The 237-nt window shown below is 50.6% G+C and carries 1 protein-coding gene; it reads left to right on the forward strand.

The window, feature by feature from the left end; genetic code table 11:
* Positions 1 to 37 precede the first annotated feature (37 nt).
* A partial coding sequence (locus ACR9ZK_RS23385) for a fimbrial biogenesis chaperone (protein ID WP_481344301.1) occupies positions 38 to 237 on the forward strand: 200 nt, incomplete at its 3' end.

The following is a 237-nucleotide window of genomic DNA, read 5'->3' on the forward strand; positions in this document are numbered from 1 at the left end:
ATTTATAAACCGATCATTACGCTCGTTCGAGGCATTTATGTTCGTTCATCAGGCCCGTTTTCACCGGCGCGGTATTCGCGCTGTTTTGACTTCCCTTGTGTTTTTGCTTTTTGCAGGCACTGCGCACGCCTCGATCGTGATCGACGGTACGCGGGTGATTTATCCAGAACATTCGGCCGAAGTGTCCGTGCGCCTGACCAATAAAAGCGAGCAACCCAAGTTGGTTCAAGCTTGGAT

The sequence above is a fragment of the Monashia sp. HAY1-5C genome (assembly GCF_056755255.1).